The following is a 20811-nucleotide window of genomic DNA, read 5'->3' on the forward strand; positions in this document are numbered from 1 at the left end:
CTTACAGCGCGCAGGACACGCAGCCTTCAATTTCGGTGCCTTCCAGCGCACGCTGGCGCAGGCGAATGTAGTAGAGGGTTTTGATCCCTCTCTTCCAGGCGTAAATCTGCGCCCGGTTGATGTCACGCGTGGTGGCGGTGTCCGGGAAGAAGAGCGTCAGCGACAGCCCCTGATCCACGTGTTTTGTCGCCTCGGCGTAGGTATCAATAATTTTCTCAGGGCCAATCTCATACGCGTCCTGATACAGGGCCAGATTGTCGTTGGTCATAAACGGGGCAGGGTAGTAAACGCGCCCGGTCTTACCTTCCTTGCGGATCTCAATCTTCGACACAATCGGGTGGATACTCGACGTGGCGTGGTTAATGTAAGAGATTGATCCGGTTGGCGGTACGGCCTGCAGATTCTGGTTATAGATGCCGTAACGCATTATATCGTCCCGCAGCTGCTGCCACATCTCGCGGGTGGGCAGGAGAACCCCGGCATCGGCAAACAGCTGGCGCACTTTGTCGGTTTTCGGCTGCCAGTCTCCTTCCAGATATGGCCTGAAGTACTCTCCGCTGGCGTAACGCGACTGTTCAAAGCCCGCAAAGCGCTGGTTACGCTCGCGCGCCAGCATCATTGAGGTATGCAGCGCATGCCAGGTAATGGTGTAAAAATAGAGGTTGGTGAAATCCAGTCCTTCCGGGCTACCGTAGGCGATACCTTCCCGCGCCAGATAGCCGTGCAGGTTCATCTGCCCAAGGCCGATGGCGTGCGAGGCGGCATTACCGGCTTCAATCGACGGCACGCTGCGGATGTGGCTCATGTCTGACACCGCGGTCAGCCCGCGAATGGCGGTCTCCACCGTGCGGCCAAAATCGGGGGAGTCCATGGTGTGGGCAATATTCAGCGACCCGAGGTTACAGGAGATGTCTTTGCCGATGTCGGCGTAGTCCAGGTTTTCGTCATACGTGGATGCGCTGTTCACCTGCAATATCTCGGAGCAGAGGTTGCTCATATTGATTCGCCCGGCAATCGGGTTCGCACGGTTGACCGTATCTTCATACATGATGTACGGATAGCCGGACTCAAACTGAATTTCGGCCAGCGTCTGGAAGAAATCGCGGGCGTTAATGTACTTCTTACGAATGCGATCGTCGGCCACCAGATCGTGATACAGGGCGCTTATCGCCACATCACCAAACGCTTTCCCGTAAATACGCTCAATGTCGTATGGCGAGAAGAGCGCCATCTCGGCATTTTCTTTGGCGAGCGCAAAGGTGATATCCGGAATCACCACCCCAAGCGACAGGGTCTTAATGCGGATTTTTTCATCGGCGTTTTCACGTTTGGTATCCAGGAAGCGCAGGATATCCGGATGGTGCGCGTGCAGATAGACCGCCCCCGCGCCCTGACGCGCCCCCAGCTGGTTAGCATACGAGAAAGCATCTTCCAGCATTTTCATGACCGGAATCACGCCGGAGGACTGGTTTTCGATGCGCTTAATTGGCGCACCGGCTTCACGCAGGTTCGACAGCAGAAATGCCACACCGCCGCCGCGTTTAGAGAGCTGCAGCGCCGAATTCACCGCGCGACCAATCGACTCCATATTGTCTTCGATGCGCAGCAGGAAGCAGGAGACCAGCTCGCCGCGCTGGGCTTTTCCGCAATTGAGAAAGGTCGGTGTGGCGGGCTGGAAACGGCCGGAGAGTATCTCATCCATCAGGCGTTCTGCCAGCGTTTCATCGCCCTGCGCGAGCGTCAGGGCAACCATCACCACGCGGTCCTCGAAGCTTTCAAGATAGCGTTTGCCGTCGAATGTTTTCAGGGTATAGCTGGTGTAAAACTTCCATGCGCCAAGAAACGTCTGGAAACGAAAACCGCGGCTATGGGCCTGCCCGAACAGCGTCTCCACAAAGGCACGATCGTACCGGGCCAGCACGCGCTCTTCGTAATAGCCTTCCTTGACCAGATAATCGAGACGTTCATTCTGGCTTGCAAAGGTCATGCTGTTGGGGCGGACGTGGGTGGCGATAAACGCCTCCACCGCCTCATGATCTTTGCCAAACTGAATGTGCCCCTCACGGTCATAGAGGTTCAGCATCGCGTTTAATGCGTGGTAATCCGGTGTCGCCTGAATTACACGTTCTGCGGTTGTCGTTGCCAAAATTCGTTCACTCCTTTACGCACGTTCTCTACGTCCTGCTGTGTCCCCATCAGTTCAAAACGATAGAGATACGGCACGCCGCATTTTTGAGAAATGACATCCCCGGCACGGCCAAAGGCATCGCCGAAATTGCGATTGCCTGCCGCGATAACGCCGCGAATAAGCTGTCGGTTGTGGGGATCGTTGAGAAAGCGGATCACCTGGCGAGGCACGGCCCCCGCGGTGCCACCTCCACCATAGCTCGGGACCACCAGAATGTAGGGTTCGTCTACCCGGATCCGTTCCCGCTCGTTAAGCGGGATACGTATCGCAGGCAGCCCGACGCGCTCAATAAAGCGGAGCGTGTTTTCCGAGCTGCTGGAGAAGTAGACCAGCCCACTCATGCCCTGGCGGCCTGGGCGGCGAGGCGGTTAATCATGTCGGGGCGAAAGCCGGACCAGCTGGTCTCCCCGGCGACGACGACCGGTAGCTGGCGAAAACCTTGCGCCCGCAGGGTATCGGCAGCTTCGGGCTGCAGGTCAATGTTCACCATCTCAAAGGCCACTCCACGGCTTTCCATTGCACGTTTTGTCGCGTGGCACTGAACACAATCGTTACGAGTGTAAATAATAATGCTCATGATTCGTATTTCCATTTAAAATGAGAGAGCGGCGCGAATCATCGCGTCAGGTTGTGTGTATCTTGCTAAAAGGAATACTAGATGTAGTTGTCTTAAGATTCAACCATACAAGATATGGGAATTTCAGATTAATATGGCCCCGATGATGAGCATAGCGGGGCAGGGCGGGCTGTACGGCTTTTTCAGGCGCGCAGGCAAAGAAAAGCCCCGGGGGCTGACGCGACCGGGGCGGATTCGGACAGGCTGAGACGACTATTTGCGCAGGCTAAGCAGCGCCCCCACGAAGATACCCACCGCGGCTACCGTACCAAGCGTACAGAGGGGTTTTTCGCGAACGAAGGTATTGGCGCAGCTGATGGCATCGCAGGCAGCCTGCGTGGTGCGCGAACGCCCATTCATGCGGGCGCGGGTTTCACGTAGCAAAGACTGAGCCTTACGTTTTGCGGCATCCGCTTCGTCCTTCGCACCGGAACCCCAGGATTTCAGCACTTCTTCCAGCGAGTCCGCTAATTGGCTGACATCGTTACGAATATCCTGTGTGTCGTCGTTAATATCGTTTCGGTTCGGTCTGTTAAACATACGATCCTCCGTAATTTTGCGTTCCCGTTTAGTTTAGTCCAGAAATTTAATATCTGAAGCGCGTCACGCGTTATCTGGCAGTTTATGGAATATTCTGAAAGCCCTGCTAATGCTGAATACTGTAAGGTTGCCGGGCAGGAAAAGATAACGAGGAAAAGATATGTATTTACGACCTGATGAGGTGGCGCGCGTTCTTGAAAAAGAGGGATTCACCATGGATGAGGTGACATCAAAAGCGTATGGATATCGCCGTGGCGAGAATTATGTTTACGTTAATCGTGAAGCAAGAATGGGACGTACCGCTCTCATTATTCACCCGACGCTGAAAGACAGAAGTTTGTCATTTGCTGAGCCTGCCTCGGATATTAAAACCTGCGATCATTATCAGCAATTCCCACTGTATTTAGGTGGTGAAACGCATGAACATTATGGTATTCCGCATGGCTTCAGTTCGCGTATGGCGCTGGAGCGGTTTTTGAAGGGACTGTTTGGCGACGTACAGTAAATCTGCGACTGGCATTCGCCAGTCGCCTCACATCATGCTTTGGCCTGGCTGTACTGGCTGACCTTAAACAGGCGGCGACAGTAGTCGAGAAAATAGCCATACACCGCACCCATCAACATTGAAATCACGATATTTGAACTGACCGCTGCGACGATTTGATGCCAGTCTGCGCCCACTGTCAGCAGAATAGCCACGTAAACCGGCGACTGGAACGTCACGTATGCCAAAACGTCGGCGAGGTTTTTCACCCACCCTGACGGGCTAATACGACGCGCAAAGCGCATGACCGCATCGCGGTATAATCCGTAAGGCCACGCAATAATAATGTTGACCGGAATTGCCACCAGGCGAGAAGAAAGTGACTGCTCAAAGGACATTCCGGAGAGGAAAATTTCGATCAGCATGTTCACGACGGAACAGTAAACAACCATCGCGAAGGTATCCGCTACCGCATGGCGCAGGCGAGATTGCGGTGAGAACATGTCTGAACTCCTTGAGAAGAACACAATAGAAACGATTTTCCCTCAGCGGTTAGTGCTTTAGGTTGGTTTGTCAGGCGTGTATAGCGTATATCTCTGCCTTTGAACTAACAACTAGTTATTAATTTTTATTTAGTCGCGTTTTGTCCACAAAATTCTCTAAGATTGCGTGTTTTTTGTTCGGTTCGTTATAATCTGTCCCTGCCGTCAGTTTTTGTATGTAAATCAATCTGTTGATCTTAAGCGTGCCGAAGCGAACGTTCTGCCCGAACGACGACAGTGCGGCATGCTTTGATTTGGATTAAATCTAACCGTTTATACTGAGATAAAGATTGAATCCGGCGGTACCGACAGTTATCCGCCGATATTATTAAACGCGATATTTTAAAACATTTACATTTTTAGCAAGACGTGCCCGCGGGTAGATATTCCAGGCGAAATGAATTATTCTCTTGTCGATTTTTCGATTTACCCTAAAGAAAAGGTTTTCAAATATATGTCTTTGACGTTACAGAATCTTAATAATATCCGAACTCTGCGTGCGATGGCGCGTGAATTATCCCTGGACGTTCTTGAAGAAATGCTGGAAAAAGTCAGGGTCGTTGCTGAAGAGAAACGGAGTGAGCTGGCTGAATTAGAGCAACAACGCGCTGAGCAGCAGGAAAAAATTAATGCCCTGCTGGAACTGATGAAAGCTGATGGTATTTCACCGTCCGATCTCCTCGGTTCAGATATGGCGCAGGCCGGTAAGCCAGCGAAAAAACGTAAACCGCGTGAAGCGAAATATCGCTTTATTGATCTCAACGGTGAAGAGAAAACATGGACCGGTCAGGGGCGTACGCCAAAGCCTATTGCCAATGCACTGGCAAATGGTAAATCACTGGATGATTTTCTGATTTAATCCATGAGCCGGGCGGAAGACACCGCCCGGTTGCCTGTTTAGCAGACGCCGAAATCACCCTCTTCGGTATACAGGGCCAGGTCTGCGGCCTTCAGGGTAAATTTCTCGCCTTGCTCATTGCTGGCCTGAACCGCCACAACGCTATCGCCGTTCACTTCGAGTACTTTCAGTTTTGGGCCGCCTTTACGCGGTTGCACATAATCACCGACAGAAAACATACTACCTCCTCATCGTTTCAATGATCTTCACCTTAGCCCACGTCTGATGCCGGGTACAGCGTATTTCACCGATTACTGCTTACGAGGTACGCCGGTTCCAGGGCATCACTTTCAGCAGTCTCGCCATTCCGCAAAACCCGGTCAGCCCGGCAAACAGCAGCCCGGCCCCCACAAAGCCGCTCAGCAGGAAAAAGCCGCTGGAGAGCGTAAAGCCCAGCACGACCCCGCACAGGGTGAGCAGCCCGGCGGCAATTTGCACCTGACGCATCAACGGCAGCGGCTGTGACGTGTCTTCCTGCGTGATCAACCCAGCCTGCTTCCACCCCTGAATTCCGCCTTCAACGATAAATGCCTGAGCAGGCGCGGCAGCCTGAGCAAGGCGGGCTGCGTTCGAGGATGTCCGGGCGCCAGACTGGCAGTGAAAAATCACCGTTTCGCCCGCGTGCGTCTCAAGCCCGCCGGGTAAGGTGTCCAGCGGCACGGACTGGGCGGCGGGAATATGCTCGCGAGCATATTCGTCGGGATCGCGAATATCGATCAGTTTTGCACCTTCAGAAACGAGCGCATTGGCCTGCTGGGGTGAAATGAGCGGTAGTGACATGGTGGCTCCTTACGGGCAATAGAGGCTTTTCAGGGTGCTGATCAGCTGATGCACCGCATCGTTTTTAATGAAATACAGAATGCGCTGCGCTTCACGGGTGCTGTCGATAAGCCCCTCTTCACGCATACGCGCCAGATGTTGTGACGTGGCGGATGGGCTAAGCCCCGTCGCCCGAGCCAGATCGCCCGCGCTGGTACCCGGTGTACCGCACAGCATGCAGAGGATCAGCAACCGACGCGGATTGCTCATCGCTTTTAACAGGGCTGCGGCCTGTCCGGCGCTGGCCTGAAGTTGTTCGAGTTCAGTCATATTAGTTTAGTATTTACTTAATTAAGTAAATTCTAAACTAATGGGGAGGATTAAGCCAGTGTCAAAAGCGTAAAAGAGGGTAAAAGGGCGATAAAGAGATGGCGCAGGCCGTTAAACTGGCTACGCTTAGAGAATGTTCTCTTTTTTATTTTCAATTGGTTAGCTTGCACGGAGTCGTTATGGGTTTTTGGCGTATTGTCTTTACTATTATCCTGCCACCGCTGGGCGTGCTGCTCGGCAAAGGGTTTGGCTGGGCGTTTATCATTAACATCGTTCTGACCTTACTGGGCTACATCCCTGGTCTTATTCACGCGTTTTGGGTGCAAAGCAAAAACTAAGCGCGCCACAATAGATCGCTGTATATCCCGGTCAGCACGCCCTGTGGACCAAACTGCTGTTTGATCCAGCGCGTGACCTGGCCGGTCGCCGCATGCTGCGTGGCAAGCAGCATGCGTGAATCCTGACGCGGATTATTGATTCGCCGCGTGACCAGCAGCCCGTCCTCCACCGCCTCGCGGGCCATATACTCCGGTAAAAAACCAATCCCGTCCCCAAGGATCTGACACTGGCATTTGGTGTTGAAGTCGGGCACCAGAATCGCCTCCTGGCCGTGCAGCAGCCAGCCGACCTTCTTGTTTATGGTGTGCGCCGTGTCTTCCACCATGATGTTGGGGTACAGACGCAGCTGGCTTTCGGCTATCGGCTCCGGCACGAAGGCCAGCGGGTGTTCCGGCGCGATGGCGAATACCCAACGGATGGCACCGATCTCGGTGTAATCAATGCCGCCGCCGTCGAGCAGCGTATCCGGTGCGCCAATCGCGATATTGGCCTGGTTGTTGATAATGGAGTCCCAGACGCCGTTGTAGACCTCGGTCGTGACGGTGATCTGGCAGGTAGGAAACTGTTTTTTCAGCACCTGCAGCAGCCGCGCCGTATGGCGTGGGGTGTACAAAAGCTGGTTGATGCAGATGCGGACCCGCGCCTCAATGCCCTGCGAAATGGTGTCTATCCCGCGCTTAATGGCATGAAAATCATTCAGCAGGTCGGTCGCTTTACGGTAAAAGTAAAACCCCGACTCGGTCAGCTCAATGCTGCGCGTATTGCGTACAAACAGCACCACATCTAGCCCGGTCTCCATTCGCTTGATGGTGTAACTGATGGCAGAGGTGGTTACGCCAAGCTCGGTGGCGGCTTTGCTGAAGCTGCCAAAGCGTGCGGCCGTGGTGAAGGCCAGCAGGTTCTCTTCAGTAAAGATGGAATTCATATTACGGCTCCTGTTAGCCATCAGTTTTGAACATATTTTAACAGCGCTGTTACAACGCATATGACGGCGGTCACAGTTCTGATTATTTGCGTCGAGCCGCGTCATGTCAGGCTTCATCAGGCATAAGCAGAATGCTGCCTGAGGCGAATAAAAGCGCTAAAACATAAGTAAAAGATTGCACGGCCGCACATTTTGGCTGAATTGTTGAATTTAACTCAATAATGAATTGACTGTCGATGAATGATTTTTAAGCGGATTCTTTTCTCACCAGGCTGTTGCTATTCTCAGGTCATGAGCAATACATCATGGGGAGTCTGAATATGTCTGCGAACGAACTCGTTACTGAATTTTTGCTGGCGGCAGAGCAGGGCAATATTGACGGGCTAAAAGCCTGCCTTGAAAAAGGTGTCGATATTAATGTCACTCAACGCCAGAAAAGAACGGCCGTTATTATTGCCAGCCTGAAAAAGCATTATGACTGCGTGGCATTTTTAATTGCCGCCGGAGCAGATATTGATCAACAGGATCAGACCTGTTTTAACCCCTTCCTGATTAGCTGCCTGACAAATGATTTAACCCTGCTGCGGATAGTTTTACCCGCCAACCCGGATCTTGATCGCCTGACCCGCTTCGGTGGCGTCGGCATTACGCCTGCCAGCGAGAAAGGGCACGTTGAGATTGTGCGCGAGCTGCTGGAGAAAACCGATATTAACGTCAACCACACCAACTTCGTGGGCTGGACGCCGCTGCTGGAAGCGATTGTCCTCAACGATGGCGGCGCGAAACAGCAAGAAATTGTAAAGCTGTTACTGGATAACGGCGCAAACCCGCACATGACCGATAAATACGGCAAAACCCCGCTCGAACTGGCGCGGGAAAAAGGCTACCACCAGATAGCAGACCTGCTGCTGGCCGCAGGCGCGTAATTCTTTCGGCCAGCCTTTTCCGGCTGGTCGCTCATTCAGACAGTATTTTACCGACGTGCCTATTGCACGACGGCGGCCCCCTTTTATCCTCATTCAGGAGAAAATAATGCCCACCAAAATCGTCATAAAAAAGAATACTTATTTTGACTCGGTGTCATTGATGTCGGTTTCCACCAGGGCCAATAAATTGCCGGGCGTTGAGCAGGCTTTTGTGGCTATGGCGACAGAAATGAACAAAGGCGTATTAAAAAATCTCGGGCTATTAACGCCGGAATTAGCGGATGCCAAAAACGGCGACTTAATGATCGTGATTAAAGGCGAGGCGGCGAATGACGAAACGCTGGCAGCCATCGAAGCGCTTTTCACCCGCAAGGAGAGCGGCGGGAGCCATGAAGCGCGTTATGCCACCCTTGCCAGTGCGAAAACCCATCGTCCTGAGAGCAACCTGGCGGTGATTTCGGTAAACGGCACGTTTGCCGGCCGCGAAGCACGTCAGGCGCTGGAAAACGATCTCAACGTCATGCTCTTCTCTGACAACGTCAGCCTTGATGATGAACTGGCGCTGAAGCAGCTGGCACACCAGAAAGGGTTGCTGATGATGGGGCCGGACTGCGGCACGGCCATTATCAACGGTACCGGGCTGTGCTTCGCCAATGCGGTGCGCCGCGGACCGATCGGTATTGTCGGGGCGTCCGGGACTGGCAGCCAGGAGCTGAGCGTGCGGATCCATGAATTCGGCGGCGGCGTGTCGCAGCTGATTGGCACTGGCGGGCGCGATCTGAGCGAAAAGATAGGTGGCCTGATGATGCTGGATGCCATCGCGATGCTGGACGCTGACGACGCCACCCAGGTGATTACCCTCATCTCTAAACCGCCTGCGCCGTCGGTGGCAGAAAAAGTGCTGGCCCGCGCCCGCACCTGCCGCAAACCGGTGGTGGTCTGTTTCCTCGGTCGTCATCAGCCGCCGGCTGATGAAGGCAACCTGCAGTTCGCCCGTGGCACCAAAGAGGCGGCGCTGAAGGCCGTGCTGTTAACGGGGGTGAAAAAAGAGTCTCTCGACCTGCATCCGCTGAACTGGCCACTGATCGAAGAGGTGCGTGCCCGGCTGACACCCCAGCAGAAATACATCCGCGGCCTGTTCTGCGGCGGCACCCTGTGCGATGAGGCCATGTTCGCCGCGCTGGAAAAGTTCGACGACGTCTACAGCAACATTCAACCCGATCCGGCAAAACGGCTGGATGATATCAACGTCAGTAAAGCCCACACCTTCCTTGATTTTGGAGATGACGATTTCACCCACGGCAAACCGCACCCGATGATCGATCCGACCAACCGCATCAGCCGCCTGTTGCAGGAGGCGCGTGACCCCGAGGTGGGCGTGATCGTGATGGACTTTGTCCTGGGCTTTGGCGCGCACGAGGATCCGGTCGGCGTGATGCTTGAGGCCATAAAAGAGGCGCAGGCGACGGCGAAAGCCGATAACCGTCCGCTGGCAATTCTCGGCTATGTGCTCGGAACCGACCAGGACTCACCGTCCCTGGCACAGCAGTGTCAGCTTCTGACCGAGGCAGGGGTGATCTGGGCGAGCAGCAGCACCAACACCGGATTACTGGCACGTGAATTTGTCTTTAAAGGGGAGACTGCCTGATGACGACCTTATTTAACCAGCCGTTGAACGTGATTAACGTCGGTATCGCGCTGTTCAGTGCGGATCTCAAAAAGCAGCATATCCCCGTGACCCAGCTCGACTGGACGCCGCCGGGGCAGGGGAACTTGCAGGTAGTAGAGGCGCTGGATCAGCTGGCCCTTGCGCCACTGGCTGACAAAATCGCCGCCGCCAATAAGATTGCCCTTGAGCGCATTATCCAGTCCCATCCGGTGCTGGTGGGCTACGACCAGGCGATCAACGTCGTGCCGGGCATGACCCGCACCACCATTCTGCACGCCGGTCCGCCCGTCAGCTGGGAAAACATGTGTGGCGCAATGAAAGGGGCCGTGACCGGGGCGCTGGTGTTTGAAGGGCTGGCACGCGATATCGACGACGCGGAGCGCGTGGCGGCGTCAGGGGCGATCACCTTCTCGCCCTGTCACGAGCACGACTGTGTAGGCTCAATGGCGGGCGTCACTTCGGCATCGATGTTTATGCACATCGTTGAGAACAAAACCTACGGCAACCGGGCGTTCACTAACCTTAGCGAGCAGATGGCGAAGATCCTGCGCATGGGCGCCAACGACCAGAGCGTTATTGACCGCCTGAACTGGATGCGTGACGTGCTCGGCCCGATGCTGCGCGATGCCATGAAAATCATTGGTGAAATCGACCTGCGCCTGATGCTGGCCCAGGCGCTGCACATGGGCGACGAGTGCCATAACCGCAACAACGCCGGCACCACGCTGCTGATCCAGGCGTTGACGCCCGGGCTGATTCAGGCTGGGTATCCGGTGGCACAGCAGCGTGAGGTGTTTGAGTTCGTCGCCAGCAGCGATTACTTCTCCGGCCCGACGTGGATGGCGATGTGTAAAGCCGCCATGGATGCCGCACACGGTATTGAGTACAGCACCGTGGTCACCACCATGGCGCGTAACGGCTACGAGTTCGGCCTGCGCATCTCCGGGCTGCCGGGGCAGTGGTTCACCGGCCCGGCGCAGCAGGTGATGGGGCCGATGTTCGCGGGCTACAGGCCGGAAGACTCCGGGCTGGATATTGGCGACAGCGCCATTACCGAAACCTACGGTATCGGTGGTTTTGCGATGGCCACAGCCCCGGCGATCGTGGCACTGGTGGGTGGCACGGTGGATGAAGCCATCGATTTCTCCCGTCAGATGCGCGAGATCACCCTCGGCGAAAACCCGAACGTCACCATTCCGCTGCTCTCGTTTATGGGCATTCCAACCGCCATCGACATCACAAAAGTCGCGGGCAGCGGCATTCTGCCGGTCATTAACACCGCCATTGCCCACAAAGACGCAGGTATTGGCATGATTGGGGCGGGCATCGTTCACCCGCCGTTTAGCTGTTTTGAAAAGGCGCTGTTGACCTTCCGCGATCGCTACTTTTTATAAGGCATGCATCCATGAAAAACATGAAACTGGAGTGGAAAAGAGGTGACTGGGCGGCGTATTTCGGGTTGATGACCAACAACCTGACCAATTTGCTGACCATGATGGGGCTGCTCATTTTTGTCGTCGGCATCCCGAAGGAGATTGTTTATGGACGCATTGCGCCAGCCTTCGGGCTGGCGGTGCTGGTCGCGAGCGTCTGCTACGCGTGGTTTGGCCTGCAGATGGCGCGCCAGACCGGGCGTACGGATGTCACCGCGCTGCCGTCTGGCCCAAGCGCGCCGTCAATTTTCACCGTGACCTTTCTGGTGCTGATGCCGGTCTACCAGCAAACCGGTGATGCGGATTTCGCTATCCAGATTGGTCTGGTGTGGTGCTTCGTGGAGGCGATGATTCTGGCGGGCGGTTCGTTCCTGGGGGAAACCATCCGCAAGATGATCCCGCGTACCGTCCTGCTGTCGTGCCTGTCCGGGCTGGGCCTGCTGCTGCTGGCGATGAACCCGATGCTGCAGGCGTTTGAGGCACCTACCGTGTCGTTCATCGTGCTGCTGCTGATCTTTATTAACTGGTTTGGTAAAAAGCCGATCTTCGCCAAAATCCCGACCGGCCTGCTCTTGCTGATTGCCGGTACCGCGCTGGCGTGGATCTCCGGTCTGCAAAGCCCGGAGGCCATCAAAGCCTCGATGTCGTCGTTTGGCTTTAACCCGCCGGAAGTGCATGTCGACAGCTTTATGCAGGGACTGCCACACGCATTACCGTACCTGGCCTCTGCCGTCCCGCTGGGTCTGGCGAACTACATTTTTGACCTGGAAAACATCGAAAGCGCCCACGCGGCGGGGGATGAGTACCCGACCCGCAAGGTGATGCTGGCAAACGGGCTGGCCTCCATGCTCGGGTGTCTGATGGGTAACCCGTTCCCGGTGACGGTTTACGTCGGCCACGCGGGCTGGAAAGCGATGGGGGCCAGCATTGGCTACACGCTGGCCTCCGGTGTGACCATGTTTATCGTGCCGCTGTTCGGGCTGGGGGCGTTTATGCTCGCCATCATACCGATGACCGCCATCGTGCCGATTCTGGTGTTTATCGGGGTGGTGACCGCCAACCAGGTAGTAAGGGAAACGCCCAAAGTGGAGGTTCCCGTGATCTTCATCTGCCTGTTCCCGTGGATCGCCAACTGGGCGCTGACCATGATGAACAGCGTGATGGGCGCGGCGGGGACCAGTGCGGCGAAAATTGGCACCGACGTGCTGCACAGCAAAGGGATCTACTACCAGGGACTGGTGCATCTGGGTAACGGCGCACCGCTCGCCAGCATGCTGTGGGGCTGCATCGCTATCTTCGCCATCATCAACAAACCGTTGCGCGGAGCCGTGGCCGCCGCCGTTGGGGCGTTGCTGGCACTGTTCGGCGTGATCCACGCGCCAGTGGTTGGCTTTGCCGAAGGCAGTTCGCTGATGTTTGTCACGGCCTACCTGATGATGGGGGGCATGTTTGTGGTGAAGCATTTTCTTGATAGCCGCGACGCGGTGAGCGCGGCAGCGCCGGTTTCGGAGTCCTGATAATGGCTGATGTCCTCACCCCGCACCATTTCAAAGGAAACACTATGAAAGAGCTCATGGTCGTTGCCATTGGCGGCAACAGCATTATCAAAGATAACGCCAGTCAGTCCATTGAACACCAGTCACAGGCCGTGAAATTGGTTGCAGAGTCAGTGCTGGAGATGCTGGCGTCTGACTATGACATCGTGCTCACTCACGGTAACGGCCCCCAGGTGGGGCTGGATCTGCGCCGCGCTGAAATTGCTCACGAGCGGGAAGGGCTACCCCTCACGCCGCTGGCAAACTGCGTGGCGGATACCCAGGGCGGTATCGGCTACCTGATCCAGCAGGCGCTCAATAACCGCATGGCCGCCCACGGCGAGCAAAAAGCGGTCACGGTCGTCACGCAGGTGGAAGTGGATAAACACGATCCGGGTTTCGCCCATCCCACCAAACCTATCGGCGCGTTTTTCAGTGAGACGCAGCGTGATGCGCTCCAGCACGCCCATCCTGACTGGCATTTTGTTGAAGACGCCGGGCGCGGTTATCGCCGGGTGGTGGCCTCACCGCAGCCGCTGCGTATCGTTGAAGCGGAGGCTATCAAGACCCTGACGCAAAAAGGCTTTGTGGTGATCGGGGCGGGCGGTGGTGGTATTCCGGTGGTGCGCACAGCGCAGGGGGATTACCAGAGCGTCGATGCGGTGATTGATAAGGATCTCTCGACCGCGCTGCTGGCCCGCGAGATCCATGCCGACGTGCTGGTGATCACCACCGGGGTGGAGAAAGTGTGCATCAACTTTGGTAAGCCGGACCAGCAGGCGCTGGATACGGTGAATGTGGCGCAGATGAAACGCTACGTGGCGGAGGGGCACTTCCCGGCGGGCAGCATGCTGCCGAAAATCGTCGCCTCGCTGGCGTTTCTGAACGACGGCGGCAAGCGCGTGATCATCACCTCGCCGGACTGCCTGCCTGCGGCGCTGCGCGGTGAGACCGGTACCCACATTGTGAATGCGTAAGTAAAAGGAAGAGAAGATGAGTGAGAATAAAAGCCGACGCGAGTTTATTAGCCAGAGCGGCAAAATGGTTACCGCCTGCGCCCTGTTTGGCACCACTGGCTCCGTCGCGTATGCTGCAGAGACTGCGAAACCACGTTGTGAGACAGGCAAAACCATGAACATTACCGCCAGACACTACTACCTGGATAACGTGCTGCTGGAGGCCGGGTTCAACGTTGACGGCGGCGTGGCGACAAGCACCCGCACCGAGCTGAAAACACTCGAAATTAATGACGGCAAAATTGTCGCCCTGCGTGATAACAAAAGCCATGCCGATGCCACGCTGCCACACTATGATGCAGGCAGTAAGCTGATGCTGCCCGCGATGCGCGACATGCATATTCACCTGGATAAAACCTTTTACGGCGGTCCCTGGCATTCCCTTAACCGCCCGGCGGGCACGACCATTCAGGACATGATCCGTCTTGAACAAAAATTGCTGCCAGAGTTACAGCCCTACACGCAGGAGCGTGCGGAAAAGCTTATCGATCTGATCCAGTCGAAAGGCTCCACCCTCGCCCGCAGCCACTGCAATATTGAGCCGACATCCGGCCTGAAGAATCTGGAAAATCTCCAGGCCGTCTTAGCGCGCCGCAAGCCGGGGTTTGACTGTGAAATTGTCGCCTTCCCGCAGCACGGCTTGCTGTTGTCGCACTCCGAAACGCTGATGCGCGAGGCCATGCAGGCTGGCGCACACTACGTGGGCGGTCTGGATCCGACTAACGTGGACGGTGCGATGGAAAAATCCCTCGACACGATGTTCCAGATTGCGCTGGATTATGACAAAGGGGTGGACATCCACCTGCATGAAACCAGCCCGGCAGGCGTCGCGGCGGTGAACTACATGGTAGAGACCGTGGAGAAAACGCCCGCGCTGAAGGGCAAGCTGACCATCAGCCATGCCTTCGCGCTGGCCACGCTCAACGAGCAGCAGGTCGATGAAATCGCCACCCGCATGGCGGCGCAGCAGGTGACCATTGCCTCTACGGTGCCGATTGGCACCCTGCATATGCCGCTGAAGCAACTCCGTGACAAGGGGGTGTTCGTCATGACCGGCACCGACAGCGTCATTGACCACTGGTCGCCGTATGGGCTGGGCGATATGCTGGAAAAAGCCAATCTTTACGCCCAGCTCTATATTCGCCCGAATGAACAGACGCTCTCCCGTGCGCTGGGTATCGCCACCGGTGATGTGCTGCCGTTGAACGACAAAGGCGAGCGCGTGTGGCCAAAAGCGCAGGACGATGCCAGCTTTGTGCTGGTGGACGCTTCTTGTTCCGCCGAGGCCGTGGCGCGGATTTCACCGCGCACCGCGACCTTCCATAAGGGCCATCTTGTGTGGGGCACCGTCTCCTGACGCCACGTCGGGGTATTGCTACAGGTGATACCCCGACAGACGCAGCTCGCGATCAATCCACTCAACAAACTGCTGGATCTTCCAGGTGCGCTCGTTCCTGTGCGGCATCACCAGATGATGCGCATTAATGGCGATCCCCGTTTCATCTGGTAGCACCTGCACCAGGGAGCCATCGTTCAGGTGATCGGTGGCCATCATCTTGCTTTCCAGAATAAATCCCAGCCCCATGCGCGCGGCTTCAAAGCTCATGTAAGAACGATCAAAACTCAGGCTGAAGTTGAGCCAGGGGCGGTCGATATTGTGCCAGGCAAACCATTTTTCCCAGTTGACCAGGGTGCTGGTCGACGAGATAAGCGCCTGTGAAAGCAGGTCCTGCGGCGTGTTGACGGGATGTGCACGCAGATATGCCGGTGAGGCCAGCACCACCAGCGCATCGTTTTTAATGGTCATGACCCTGTAAGCGTCCCAGTCCGGGATGCCGTGGCGAATATCAATATCGATGTTATCGCGTGCAAACTGCAGGTTCTCATAGGAGCAGGAAAGATTGACCGTAATATCCGGGTATTCACTGCGAAATTTGCCGAGCCGGCGCAATAACCACGTCAGGCCAAACGTTGGTGAAGAGTGAACGCGCAATACCGGATTATCGGCCTCTTTCATCACCTGTTCGGTTGCACGGCCGATGGCGCTCATCGCTGCGGAGACGTCGCGCAGATATTTTTCCCCCGTCGGGGTCAGGGTCACGCCTTTGCCGCTGCGGATAAATAACTTCTTCCCCATCCAGGATTCCAGCGAGGCGATCTGATGACTGACGGCTGACGCGGTGACGTTAAGCTGTTCGGCTGCCAGATGGATACTGAGAGAGTTGGCCACGGCGATAAAGGACTGAATATTTCGCAGTGAGGGTATGGGGAGGGTCTGGCGATCCTGCGCGGGCATGGCCCACTCCTTTTAAACGAGACAATTTTAAAAAACATAACATTGCGGCATCGCGTCAGCAATTTTTACCCGGCTGAATGGATTAAACATGATCCTGTTCACAGTGTTTTATCGATGAATATTGATGAGAGTTACATTTTATTTTTATGACCTGCATCGCGTATCAAATTTATCTCAGCAATAAATGAGTTTTATTGAATGGTGTTTCGTTCGATAGCCGATATATTGACGTTGAACGCATAAATAAAACGACTCACGTTGTTCGAATAATGAGGTAAAACATGTCTCGTATAGAACAAGTTGCCCCCTACATAGCGACAAAGAAAACCAATTACCGTTTCGTTGTGCTGGCATTAATTTTTATTGTGTATGCCATTAACTATGCCGACCGAACAAATATTGGTGCTGTACTTCCTTTTATCATCGACGAGTTTCATATCAATAATTTCGAAGCCGGTGCGATCGCCAGTATGTTCTTTTTGGGATACGCCCTGAGCCAAATACCGGCGGGCTTTTTTATCGCCAAAAAAGGCATTCGCGGGATGGTGGCGCTGTCGATATTTGGCTTCTCGGCGTTTACCTGGTTGATGGGGACTGCGACCTCAGTGCTGGGCCTGAAGTTTATCCGCCTGGGGCTGGGGTTAACCGAGGGGCCATGCCCGGTGGGGTTGGCATCAACGATCAATAACTGGTTTCCACCAAAAGAGAAGGCCACAGCGACCGGCGTCTATATTGCTGCCACCATGTTTGCCCCCATCCTGGTGCCGCCGCTGGCAGTGTGGATTGCCATGACCTGGGGCTGGCGCTGGGTCTTTTTCTCTTTTGCTATTCCGGGGCTGGTCATTGCTGTCCTGTGGTATTTACTGGTACGTACCCGGCCTTCCGAGAGCCCTTTCGTGTCAAAGGCCGAACTGGAGACCATTACCGCAGGTCAGGCGACACCGGATGCCAGACGGGAAAATATCGTGATTTCCCCCGGCTTCTCCCGCCTTGACCGTCTGATTCGCGTACGGGATCTGTCGCCCATCAGCACGGTAAAAGGTCTGTTCACATCGAAAAATATTCTCGGTGACTGTGTGGCCTACTTCATGATGGTCAGCGTGCTGTATGGCCTGTTGACCTGGATACCGCTTTATCTGGTGAAAGAAAAAGGCTTTACGTTCATGAGCATGGGCCTCGTCGCGAGTATGCCGTGTATCGGCGGTTTTATCGGCGCGATTTTTGGCGGCTATGTCTCCGATAAATGGCTCGGGCGCAGGCGTAAACCGACCATGATGTTTACAGCCATCAGCACCGTACTGATGATGGTCATCATGCTGAATATCCCGCAAAGCACCGTTGCGGTTTGTGTCGGCCTCTTTTTTGTTGGTCTCTGTCTGAATATAGGCTGGCCCGCCTTCACCGCTTATGGAATGGCCGTCGCGGACAGCAAAACGTATCCCATCGCCGCATCAATTATTAATAGCGGCGGTAATCTCGGCGGATTTGTTTCGCCGATGCTGGCAGGTTATCTGCTGGATAAAACTGGAAGCTTTAATTCTGTCTTTATTTATTTCGGTATTTGCGCAGCAATTGGATTAGTCATGATTATCTTGCTGGAAGAACCGAAGTAATAAATAAAACCTCTCTTACAATACTGGAGTAAATATATGCTTCTGAAAGATAAAGTCGCCGTGATTACCGGCGCGGCTTCTGTGCGCGGTTTGGGTTTCGCCACGGCAAAATTATATGCCGAGCAGGGCGCGAAAGTGGTCATTATTGATTTAGATACCGAGGCCAGCCAGCGTGCGGCTGCATGTCTGGGTGAAGGGCATCTGGGGCTTGCGGCAAACGTCAGCAACGAGTTGCAGGTGAACGCAGCCATTGAGCAGGTTCTGGGTCAATATGGGCGCATCGACATTCTGGTGAATAACGCCGGGATAACCCAGCCGCTCAAACTGATGGATATTAAGCGCGACAATTACGATGCCGTACTGGATGTCAGCCTGCGCGGTACGCTGCTGATGTCCCAGGCGGTGATTCCCACTCTGCGCGCGCAGAAGTCCGGCAGCATTGTCTGTATCTCTTCAGTTTCGGCACAGCGCGGCGGCGGTATTTTTGGCGGCCCGCACTACAGCGCTGCAAAAGCCGGCGTGCTGGGGCTGGCCAAAGCCATGGCCCGTGAGCTTGGGCCGGATAACGTGCGTGTGAACTGCATCACCCCGGGGCTTATCCAGACGGACATCACCGCTGGCAAGCTGAGCGATGAGATGAAAACCGCCATTCTGGCGGGTATTCCGCTCAACCGTCTTGGTGATGCACAGGATGTTGCCCGTGCCGCGCTGTTCCTGGGCAGCGATCTCTCTTCTTATTCCACCGGTATCACGCTCGACGTGAACGGCGGCATGCTGATCCATTAAGGGGAGACGAGAATGACGAATACGACAGTTCAACAGGTTGCCGCGGCCGCGTGGCGCATTCGCCGCTACGCGCTGCGAATGGGCGAAGTACAAGGTCAGGGCTATATCGGTCAGGCGCTGGGCTATGCCGACGTGCTGGCAACTGCGTTTGCGCACGGTATGACCTTCAGGGCTCAGGAGCCGGAGTGGGAAGGCCGCGACCGCTTCCTGCTCTCCCACGGACATTACGCCATTGCGTATTATGCGGCGCTGATCGAGGCGGGGATCGTTCCTGAAGAGGAACTTGAAACCTACGGCTCGGATGACAGCCGCCTGCCGATGTCCGGCATGGCAACGTATACACCCGGCATGGAGATCTCCGGCGGTTCTCTGGGGCAGGGACTCAGCATTGGTGTGGGAATGGCGCTGGGGCTGAAACACAAACAGAGCACGGCGTGGGTAATTAACTCCATGTCTGACGGTGAGCTGGACGAAGGTTCAACCTGGGAAGCCGCCATGTCAGCCGCGCATCATGGGCTCTCGAATCTGATTGTGCTGGTGGACATTAACCGGCAACAGGCGGACGGTAATTCACATAACATCCTCGGTTTTGAGCCGCTGGAAGATAAGTGGACCTCCTTTGGCTGGTATGTACAACGCGTTAACGGTAACGATATCCCCGCGCTGGTGTCGGCGTTTGATAATGCCAGACGCTATCCCGAACAACAGCCGCGCGTCATCTTGTGCGACACGCTGATGGGCAAGGGCGTGCCTTTCCTCGAGCAGCGTGACAAGAACCATTTTATTCGCGTGGATGCCGATGAGTGGCAACAGGCGCTCGCCGTGCTCGATGCGAATAAACCAGAAGGAGTCCTGTAATGAGCCAGCCCGTCGAAAATAAACCGCGTTTAACCACCTCCGCCATGATTGCCTCGATTGCAGAGGAAGGGCAGGAAACCCGGGCCGCGCCGTTTGGCCACGCGCTGGTGAAACTGGCGGCTCAGCGTCAGAACATTGTCGGCATGACGGCAGATTTGTCGAAATATACCGACCTGCATATCTTTGCCCAGGCATACCCTGACCGTTTCTTCCAGATGGGAATGGCGGAACAGCTGTTAATGGGGGCGGCAGGTGGGATGGCCAAAGAGGGCTTTATTCCCTTTGCCACCACCTATGCCGTGTTCGCCACCCGCCGTGCCTACGATTTTATTCATCAGGTCATTGCTGAGGAACACCTCAACGTCAAGATTTGCGCCGCGCTACCGGGGTTGACCACCGGCTACGGGCCAAGCCATCAGGCAACGGAAGATATTGCGATCATGCGCGGCATTCCGGGCATGACCATTATCGATCCTTGCGATGCGATTGACACCGAACAGGCGGTGCCTGCCATTGCCAGCCACGAAGGACCGGTTTATATGCGTTTGTTACGCGGTAAGGTCCCGGTGGTGCTGGATCAGTACAATTATCGGTTTGAAATAGGCAAAGCCGCGCTGCTGGAAGAGGGCAGTGATGTGCTGATTATCGCCTCAGGGCTGATGACCATGCGCGCACTGGAGGCGGCAAAGCAGTTGCGCAAGGATAATGTCAGCGTGGCGGTACTTCACTCACCCACGATTAAGCCCCTGGATGAAGCGACCATTCTGGCGCAAGCCGCGAAACCCGGACGTCTGGTTATTGTGGCTGAAAACCACAGTAGCGTTGGCGGGCTTTGTGAAGCCGTGGCGTCGCTGTTGATGCGCCATCGCGTTAACGTCGACTTTGACACCGTTGCGTTGCCGGATGCTTTCCTTGATGCGGGTGCGCTACCGACCCTTCACGCGCGTTACGGGATTTCGACTGCCGCCATGGTGGAGAAGATCCGGCGCAGGCTCTGATTTTCAGACGGGTATGTTGTCAACGGGCGAGGGGTGTTTTACCCTCGCCTCTGTTGCGAT

Annotated in this window: 23 protein-coding genes; 13 read left to right on the forward strand and 10 right to left on the reverse strand. The window is 55.4% G+C overall.

All coding sequences use genetic code 11. The features are described from left to right. Position 1 precedes the first annotated feature (1 nt). From nrdE to QRN24_RS21745, 4 genes are all read right to left on the reverse strand, one after another. Positions 2 to 2146, reverse strand: a complete 2145-nt coding sequence (gene nrdE / locus QRN24_RS21730) for a class 1b ribonucleoside-diphosphate reductase subunit alpha (protein WP_284943061.1) — start codon at positions 2144 to 2146, stop codon at positions 2 to 4. Next, positions 2119 to 2529 carry a class Ib ribonucleoside-diphosphate reductase assembly flavoprotein NrdI gene (gene nrdI / locus QRN24_RS21735; protein ID WP_040018935.1) on the reverse strand — a complete coding sequence of 137 codons (411 nt, stop codon included), beginning with the start codon at positions 2527 to 2529 and terminating at the stop codon, positions 2119 to 2121. Before nrdI ends, nrdE begins: the two co-directional genes overlap by 28 nt. Next, positions 2526 to 2765, reverse strand: a complete 240-nt coding sequence (nrdH, locus tag QRN24_RS21740; RefSeq protein WP_020883865.1) for a glutaredoxin-like protein NrdH — start codon at positions 2763 to 2765, stop codon at positions 2526 to 2528. The genes nrdI and nrdH overlap by 4 nt, the downstream gene beginning before the upstream one ends. A 252-nt stretch (positions 2766 to 3017) precedes the next feature. Beyond that, positions 3018 to 3344: an ElaB/YgaM/YqjD family protein gene (locus QRN24_RS21745; protein WP_014171314.1), complete on the reverse strand. Its 327-nt coding sequence runs from the start codon at positions 3342 to 3344 to the stop codon at positions 3018 to 3020. A 160-nt stretch (positions 3345 to 3504) separates the two neighbouring features. Here QRN24_RS21745 and QRN24_RS21750 point away from each other — a divergent pair, with 160 nt between their 5' ends. Then, positions 3505 to 3849 (forward strand): DUF2002 family protein, encoded by a 345-nt coding sequence (locus QRN24_RS21750; RefSeq protein WP_006811693.1) that lies wholly within the window; start codon positions 3505 to 3507, stop codon positions 3847 to 3849. 32 nt (positions 3850 to 3881) lie between these two features. On the opposite strand, the gene alaE is transcribed toward QRN24_RS21750, so the two are convergent. Further along, entirely contained in the window at positions 3882 to 4331 is a 450-nt protein-coding gene (alaE, locus tag QRN24_RS21755) for an L-alanine exporter AlaE (RefSeq protein ID WP_020883866.1), read from the reverse strand. A gap of 493 nt (positions 4332 to 4824) precedes the next feature. On the opposite strand from alaE, the gene stpA reads away from it, so the two are divergent. Beyond that, entirely contained in the window at positions 4825 to 5229 is a 405-nt protein-coding gene (gene stpA / locus QRN24_RS21760) for a DNA-binding protein StpA (RefSeq protein WP_020883867.1), read from the forward strand. A 38-nt stretch (positions 5230 to 5267) separates the two neighbouring features. Here stpA and QRN24_RS21765 read toward each other — a convergent pair whose 3' ends face one another. The 3 genes from QRN24_RS21765 to QRN24_RS21775 form a co-directional block, all read right to left on the reverse strand. Next, positions 5268 to 5447, reverse strand: coding sequence for a GDFGVC terminal motif YodC-like protein (locus QRN24_RS21765; protein ID WP_014171310.1), 180 nt, complete (start codon positions 5445 to 5447; stop codon positions 5268 to 5270). A gap of 79 nt (positions 5448 to 5526) precedes the next feature. After that, positions 5527 to 6048 (reverse strand): rhodanese family protein, encoded by a 522-nt coding sequence (locus QRN24_RS21770; protein WP_284943062.1) that lies wholly within the window; start codon positions 6046 to 6048, stop codon positions 5527 to 5529. A 9-nt stretch (positions 6049 to 6057) separates the two neighbouring features. Continuing rightward, complete coding sequence (locus QRN24_RS21775; RefSeq protein ID WP_020883869.1) at positions 6058 to 6357, reverse strand: ArsR/SmtB family transcription factor; 300 nt, start codon at positions 6355 to 6357, stop codon at positions 6058 to 6060. Positions 6358 to 6536: 179 nt separating this feature from the next. On the opposite strand from QRN24_RS21775, the gene QRN24_RS21780 reads away from it, so the two are divergent. Next, a complete protein-coding gene (locus QRN24_RS21780) occupies positions 6537 to 6695 on the forward strand; it encodes a YqaE/Pmp3 family membrane protein (RefSeq protein WP_032678825.1) in 159 nt (52 codons plus the stop codon). Here the strand turns inward: QRN24_RS21780 and QRN24_RS21785 are convergent. After that, positions 6692 to 7621, reverse strand: a complete 930-nt coding sequence (locus tag QRN24_RS21785; protein ID WP_020883871.1) for a LysR substrate-binding domain-containing protein — start codon at positions 7619 to 7621, stop codon at positions 6692 to 6694. The two genes, QRN24_RS21780 and QRN24_RS21785, sit on opposite strands and share 4 nt — an antisense overlap. Positions 7622 to 7941: 320 nt before the next feature. On the opposite strand from QRN24_RS21785, the gene QRN24_RS21790 reads away from it, so the two are divergent. The 6 genes from QRN24_RS21790 to QRN24_RS21815 all read left to right on the forward strand — a co-directional run bounded on the left by QRN24_RS21790 (position 7942) and on the right by QRN24_RS21815 (position 15557). Continuing rightward, positions 7942 to 8547: an ankyrin repeat domain-containing protein gene (locus QRN24_RS21790; RefSeq protein WP_047366136.1), complete on the forward strand. Its 606-nt coding sequence runs from the start codon at positions 7942 to 7944 to the stop codon at positions 8545 to 8547. A gap of 106 nt (positions 8548 to 8653) precedes the next feature. After that, on the forward strand, positions 8654 to 10195 hold the full coding sequence (gene fdrA / locus QRN24_RS21795) for an acyl-CoA synthetase FdrA (RefSeq protein ID WP_284943063.1): 1542 nt from the start codon (positions 8654 to 8656) through the stop codon (positions 10193 to 10195). Next, positions 10195 to 11610: a YlbE family protein gene (locus QRN24_RS21800; protein ID WP_014171303.1), complete on the forward strand. Its 1416-nt coding sequence runs from the start codon at positions 10195 to 10197 to the stop codon at positions 11608 to 11610. Before fdrA ends, QRN24_RS21800 begins: the two co-directional genes overlap by 1 nt. An 11-nt stretch (positions 11611 to 11621) precedes the next feature. Next, positions 11622 to 13166 (forward strand): hypothetical protein, encoded by a 1545-nt coding sequence (locus QRN24_RS21805; RefSeq protein WP_014171302.1) that lies wholly within the window; start codon positions 11622 to 11624, stop codon positions 13164 to 13166. A gap of 44 nt (positions 13167 to 13210) precedes the next feature. After that, complete coding sequence (locus QRN24_RS21810; RefSeq protein ID WP_025203405.1) at positions 13211 to 14161, forward strand: carbamate kinase family protein; 951 nt, start codon at positions 13211 to 13213, stop codon at positions 14159 to 14161. A 16-nt stretch (positions 14162 to 14177) separates the two neighbouring features. Then, positions 14178 to 15557, forward strand: coding sequence for an amidohydrolase family protein (locus tag QRN24_RS21815; protein ID WP_104440310.1), 1380 nt, complete (start codon positions 14178 to 14180; stop codon positions 15555 to 15557). Positions 15558 to 15575: 18 nt separating this feature from the next. Here QRN24_RS21815 and QRN24_RS21820 read toward each other — a convergent pair whose 3' ends face one another. Further along, complete coding sequence (locus tag QRN24_RS21820; protein ID WP_284943064.1) at positions 15576 to 16496, reverse strand: LysR substrate-binding domain-containing protein; 921 nt, start codon at positions 16494 to 16496, stop codon at positions 15576 to 15578. 281 nt (positions 16497 to 16777) lie between these two features. Here QRN24_RS21820 and QRN24_RS21825 point away from each other — a divergent pair, with 281 nt between their 5' ends. Genes QRN24_RS21825 through QRN24_RS21840 form a run of 4 tightly spaced genes read left to right on the forward strand, consistent with a single transcriptional unit; the run spans position 16778 to position 20751 of the window. Further along, complete coding sequence (locus QRN24_RS21825; RefSeq protein WP_032678819.1) at positions 16778 to 18109, forward strand: MFS transporter; 1332 nt, start codon at positions 16778 to 16780, stop codon at positions 18107 to 18109. A gap of 36 nt (positions 18110 to 18145) precedes the next feature. Beyond that, positions 18146 to 18895, forward strand: coding sequence for an SDR family NAD(P)-dependent oxidoreductase (locus QRN24_RS21830; RefSeq protein WP_032680432.1), 750 nt, complete (start codon positions 18146 to 18148; stop codon positions 18893 to 18895). A gap of 12 nt (positions 18896 to 18907) precedes the next feature. Continuing rightward, on the forward strand, positions 18908 to 19753 hold the full coding sequence (locus QRN24_RS21835) for a transketolase (protein WP_020883879.1): 846 nt from the start codon (positions 18908 to 18910) through the stop codon (positions 19751 to 19753). Then, positions 19753 to 20751: a transketolase family protein gene (locus QRN24_RS21840; protein WP_014171295.1), complete on the forward strand. Its 999-nt coding sequence runs from the start codon at positions 19753 to 19755 to the stop codon at positions 20749 to 20751. Before QRN24_RS21835 ends, QRN24_RS21840 begins: the two co-directional genes overlap by 1 nt. Positions 20752 to 20811 lie beyond the last annotated feature (60 nt).

Origin of the sequence: Enterobacter sp. MEB024 (genome assembly GCF_030209635.1) — a bacterium.
Lineage (GTDB): Bacteria > Pseudomonadota > Gammaproteobacteria > Enterobacterales > Enterobacteriaceae > Enterobacter > Enterobacter ludwigii.